Below are 4,586 nucleotides of genomic sequence, written 5' to 3'. Positions count from 1 at the left end.
GGCGCACCTCGGCGGCATCGTCCTCGCGGTGAACGCCGAAGGCGTCCTCCGGATGGGCGGCTCGAACACTGGCATCTCCGGCGGGACGGTGATCCCGGGCCGCTGGTACGTCTTCGCGATCACGCACACGGGCACGACGGCGACGGTCAACTTTGCCGACACGCTCACCACCGCGACGAACCTGTCCAGGGGGACCAACCCCGGCTACTCCTCGCTCGGAGCGGCGCCCGATGGGAGCTCGCCCCTGTTCGGTGCGCTTCGCGAGATCAGCTTCTACCCGACCGTGCACACCGCGGAGGCACGGGAGAGCACGATCGCGGCCCTCCGCTCCTGGTACACCGCCGGCTGACCCTCGGCTCGACGCCCCCTCGCCCTCCTTCGGGAGCGGCGAGGGGGCGTTCTCTGTTGTCCACACTGCTGTCCACAGTTCGTAGATACGTTCGAAGGTCTCCACCAATCCTTGAACTTTTTCAACTCATAAGCCTGTGGAAGATGCCTTTTCCCTGGTCAAGAGAAAGAAAGAAGAATTGATGCACAGAGATATCCCCAGAAAAGTGCACAGGTTACCCACCGTAAATGCGGCGATTCCCGCGCTTTCTTCACAGGCCTGTCCACAACCCCGTTTGACGGATGTTCGACTGGGGGTGGAATCTAGCCCCGTCGCTAAACAGCGAAACGGCCCGAGCGCTACCAACACCCGGACCGTTCCAATTCCCCGCCGACTCTCAATCAGGAGGACTCCATGAACCCTACCGGCCGACTCGCAGCAGCGAGAGAGCACCTCGCCCTGCTGCGCGCTGACCACGACCGTCAGCGCCGCCACGATCGCTACATCGTGACCCTCGCGCACGACTACGGAGTGCCCGTCGCCGAGATTATCGCGACGACCGGCTTCACCCGCCGCGCCGTTCGCCGCCTGCTCGGGTAGAACAGGACGGGCGGGACGTGAAGGGAAGGTCCCGCCCCTCTGTCGGACGTCGCACGTACGGTCTCGCCCATGTCACACCACTGGACCCCGATGAGCATGGTCTCCCGCTCTGTCACCCCCGGCGAATGGCGCATGGGCGACAAGCGCGAAGAGCTCGGCTGGATCCGCCTCGTCGACTACGCCGGCGTCCCGACCTACGTCTGCGTCACCCGCGACGAGCTCGTGGTCGGCGGCGGCGACACCCTCCCCGACGCGGCTCGTGCATTCCTCGCCTGGGCGCGCTCGGATGGGGACTCCCCTGTGGTGGAGGGCCGCGGCTAGGATCGCGCTCATGACCGATGCCCCGCTGCACCAGTTCACGTCTCACATCGCCGGGAAGAACGCGCAGGTGCGCATCTACTCGGACCGAATCGAGTGGGAGAAGCCCCGCGGCCTGTCGATGGCGAAGCTGACCGCGGCGACTCTCACGCTCGGCGCGTCCGCGCTCGCGACCGGCGTGAGGGGCGGCGGTGCGGCGACCGAGATGATCCCGATCAAGAGCATCACGAGCGTCGCCACGAAGCGCGACGGCTTCACGAACACGATCGTCTCGGTCATCACGGCCGGCAACACGATCGACTTCCGCATCGGCCACAAGGAGGCGGAGCAGGTGCGCGGCATTTTGAACCGCCTGATCCTCGCCTGACCCATCTGCAGAGCCCCTCGTCGCCCCTCGCGGGTGGCGGGGGGCTTTTCCGTGTCGGTGGTCGGTCGCACTCTTGGGTGATGGGAACGAAGTACGACCCGAACCACCCGCACCGGCCGACCGGGTTCCTCGACACTGCGGTCGAGGCGTACCGCGACCACGGCGAGGAAGCGCCCTGGCTGCTCCTCTGGCGCGGCGGGGAGGTCGTGACCAACCCGACCACCGGCCGGTACATGTACGTCTGGGAGGGCGACACCGAGGGGCAGCTGCGAGGCCGCGGCGGGCGTCGCCACTGATGCCCGACCTCGAAGTTCTCGCGTTCGCCCGCGACCACCGGCCGAGCGCCGCCGCCGACGTCGCGATGCGTGCCCTCTTCGGCAGCCCGGCCCGCTACTACCAGCGCCTCGCCCGTGCGCTCGAGGACCCCGCCGCGCTACGCCACGATCCCGAGGTCGTCTACCGTCTCCGCCGAATCCGTGATGCTCGATCGGATCAGCGATCGGCGAAACGTTTCCGTCGAGTAAACGTCGGCTGGCCGGCTTCGGAGCCGTCCTGATGGCCTCGGATGCCAGTGAATACGTGCCCCCGGCAGGAATCGAACCTGCGACCAAGAGATTACTTGGCCCGGGTCACGCAGCTTCGCCCCGCGGCCTGAGTAGACACACAGTCTCTTTCTCGCTCATCCAACACTTGTCGGTCATTCCCCACAAGTGGGCGCCACTCATCTGAGGGGCGGACATCTAGCGTCGAGACCCCCGCACCTGGCGGGACGACCCGACGATCCATGGGGGTTCCCGAAATGCTCTCCACACCCGACCTTCTCGACCTCTGGTCCGCCGAGATGCGCGCGCAACACTGCCGCGAGCGCACGATCCGCGAGCGCCTCTACCTGATGCGCGCGCTCGAGCGCCACACCGGCGGCGAGCTCCTGACGCTAACCCGGCACGACCTCATCCGGTTCCTCGGCCGGCGCGACCTCTCCGGCCGGACGAAGCAGAACTATCGCTCGCACATCCACACGCTCTACACGTGGATGCAGGACGAGCAGCTGCGCCTCGACAACCCCGCCGCGCGCCTCCCGCGGCCGCGCGTCGAGAAGCGCGAGCCGAATCCCGTCACCCGCGAGCAGCTGCAGCGAGTCCTCGACAGCGGCGTCTACGGCGCGACGCGCATGAAGATCCTGCTCTACGCCTTCAATGGGCTCCGCGCCTCCGAGATCGCCGCGATCGCCGGCGACGCGATCGACTGGGAGGGACGTCGCGTCTTCACCCGCGAGGGGAAGGGCCGCAAGGAGGTGTGGCGGCCGCTGCACCCGATCGTGTGGCGTGAAGCGCAGGACTACCCGCGCGCCGGCTGGTGGTTCCCCTCCCCCATCATCGACGGCGCCCACGTCGGCGGGAAGTCTGTCTCCGCCACGCTCAGCGCCGCCTTCAAGCGCGCTGGCATCGAGCACACCGGGCACCACCTCCGCGCGTTCTTCATCACTGAGCTCCTCGAGGCCGGCGTGCACCCCGACGTCGCCCAGCATCTCGCCCGGCACTCTTCCGGCGAGACGCTCCGCGAGTACGCGCGCCCCTCCGATCGCCGCTCACGCGAAGCGCTCGAGCGACTCCCCAGCGTCGTCGTCCCCATCACCGCCGCACGAGGCCGCCGCCGCACGACCGAGCTCCCCGAGGCCGCGTAGTACCCTGCGAGGCGCCCCCGTAGCTCAGCGGATAGAGCAGCAGCCTTCTAATCTGACGGTCGCAGGTTCGAGTCCTGCCGGGGGCACCTCAGCCACTTCGATGCCGGCTCCACACAAGGAAGGTCTCCGCTGCGTCGCGCAGCGTGTCGCCGCCGCAGACGAGGATCTCGTCGCGCGTCACGCACAGGAACGTCTCGCGGCCGTCCACGACGCGTCGACGGATCCAGCCGAGATCCTCGCGCTTGTCGCCAACGCGCCACTCGTTCGGGCGGACCGAGCGGGAGACCATGCTGAGCGGAGTCCAGTGGTGTGCCATGCTCCGATCCTCGACCGGGCCACCGACACCCGCTACATGCGGGCGAGCAGCTCGGCCTTCTTCGCTGCGAATTCGTCCTCGGTGAGCACGCCCGCGTCGCGGAGGCCGGCGAGCTTCTGCAGCTGGTCGGCGAGGTCGGGCGCGGCCGGCGCCGCCGTGCCACTGTGGGCGGCGTGAATCGCCTCGTTCACGGCGTCCGCGAACCGCTTTGCCTCCTCGTTCTGCTTCGAGTAGAACGTCACCGCGTTCTCGTCCTGCTGGATCGTCTGCGTCTTCCCACCCGACACGCGCTGCGCATCCCCCGGGACGGTCAGCTGGATGTAGCCGACGAGCATGCCGCTCTTCTTGTACTGGATCGAAGAGACCACCCTGATCGGCAGCTGCTTCTCGGTCCCCCGAGCGCCCGAGAACACTGCAGCGCCGAGGCCCTTCCTGGTGATGGTGATGCTGCGGCCATCGAACGACATCGCGCCGTTGCTGCCCTTGAAGCTGATGTCGGCCATGGAGATCCCCCAGTGTCGGTGTGCGTGTGCCGCGATCCTAGCCGCGGCCAGCCGCCGCCGGGAACGCCGAAAACGCCCCCTCGCACTCCCGAGGGAGGGCGAGGGGGCGTCGGGGCCGGGTTCAGCTCGCGCTGTACCAGGAGCGGAGGGCTGCGACCATGCTCTCCCGGGCTTCCGGGGTGTGCACGGTCGGGTAGAAGCTGATCTCGCGGAGCGCACCGAACAGGGGCGAGCTCCCATCGGGCGCCGCTCCGAGCGAGGAGTAGCCGGGGTTGGCGCCTCGGGTCAGAGCGGTGGAGGTGATGAGCGCGTCGTTGAAGTTGATCGTCGCGGTGGTGCCGGTGAAGGTGATGGCGAAGACGTACCAGCGGCCCGGGATCACCGTCCCGCCGGAGATGCCGGTGTTCGCGCCGCCCATCCGGAGCACGCCTTCGGCGTTCACCGCGAGGACGATGCCGCCGAGGTGCGAC

General features: G+C 68.1%; 10 protein-coding genes and 1 tRNA gene. 8 read left to right on the top strand and 3 right to left on the bottom strand.

Annotated features, from left to right (window positions below; translation table 11 throughout):
- The 8 genes from B0T42_RS18640 to B0T42_RS18605 form a co-directional block, all read left to right on the top strand.
- A partial coding sequence (locus B0T42_RS18640; RefSeq protein ID WP_236720415.1) for a LamG domain-containing protein occupies window positions 1-349 on the top strand: 349 nt, incomplete at its 5' end.
- A gap of 393 nt (window positions 350-742) precedes the next feature.
- Window positions 743-928 carry a hypothetical protein gene (locus B0T42_RS18635; RefSeq protein WP_077224465.1) on the top strand — a complete coding sequence of 62 codons (186 nt, stop codon included), beginning with the start codon at window positions 743-745 and terminating at the stop codon, window positions 926-928.
- Between the two features lie 69 nt (window positions 929-997).
- Window positions 998-1,249 carry a hypothetical protein gene (locus tag B0T42_RS18630; RefSeq protein WP_139344590.1) on the top strand — a complete coding sequence of 84 codons (252 nt, stop codon included), beginning with the start codon at window positions 998-1,000 and terminating at the stop codon, window positions 1,247-1,249.
- A gap of 10 nt (window positions 1,250-1,259) precedes the next feature.
- Window positions 1,260-1,613, top strand: coding sequence for a hypothetical protein (locus B0T42_RS18625; RefSeq protein ID WP_077224463.1), 354 nt, complete (start codon window positions 1,260-1,262; stop codon window positions 1,611-1,613).
- A gap of 80 nt (window positions 1,614-1,693) precedes the next feature.
- Window positions 1,694-1,909, top strand: a complete 216-nt coding sequence (locus B0T42_RS18620) for a hypothetical protein (RefSeq protein ID WP_077224462.1) — start codon at window positions 1,694-1,696, stop codon at window positions 1,907-1,909.
- Window positions 1,909-2,169 (top strand): DUF3263 domain-containing protein, encoded by a 261-nt coding sequence (locus B0T42_RS18615; RefSeq protein ID WP_077224461.1) that lies wholly within the window; start codon window positions 1,909-1,911, stop codon window positions 2,167-2,169. The genes B0T42_RS18620 and B0T42_RS18615 overlap by 1 nt, the downstream gene beginning before the upstream one ends.
- Before the next feature lie 243 nt (window positions 2,170-2,412).
- On the top strand, window positions 2,413-3,297 hold the full coding sequence (locus B0T42_RS18610) for a tyrosine-type recombinase/integrase (protein ID WP_158078196.1): 885 nt from the start codon (window positions 2,413-2,415) through the stop codon (window positions 3,295-3,297).
- A 13-nt stretch (window positions 3,298-3,310) separates the two neighbouring features.
- A tRNA-Arg gene (locus B0T42_RS18605) sits at window positions 3,311-3,383 on the top strand.
- A 2-nt stretch (window positions 3,384-3,385) separates the two neighbouring features.
- Here B0T42_RS18605 and B0T42_RS18600 read toward each other — a convergent pair.
- The 3 genes from B0T42_RS18600 to B0T42_RS18590 form a co-directional block, all read right to left on the bottom strand.
- A complete protein-coding gene (locus B0T42_RS18600; protein ID WP_139344589.1) occupies window positions 3,386-3,613 on the bottom strand; it encodes a hypothetical protein in 228 nt (75 codons plus the stop codon).
- A gap of 32 nt (window positions 3,614-3,645) precedes the next feature.
- Entirely contained in the window at window positions 3,646-4,116 is a 471-nt protein-coding gene (locus tag B0T42_RS21770; protein ID WP_158078195.1) for a DUF4429 domain-containing protein, read from the bottom strand.
- 121 nt (window positions 4,117-4,237) lie between these two features.
- Window positions 4,238-4,586: LamG-like jellyroll fold domain-containing protein (locus tag B0T42_RS18590; RefSeq protein WP_139344588.1), on the bottom strand; the 349-nt coding region annotated here is incomplete at its 5' end.

The organism is Rathayibacter rhapontici, assembly GCF_001995175.1.
In the GTDB taxonomy this organism is placed as follows: domain Bacteria; phylum Actinomycetota; class Actinomycetes; order Actinomycetales; family Microbacteriaceae; genus Rathayibacter.
The sequence above is the reverse complement of the archived record's forward strand: the minus strand, read 5'-3'. Positions and strand labels throughout refer to the sequence as shown.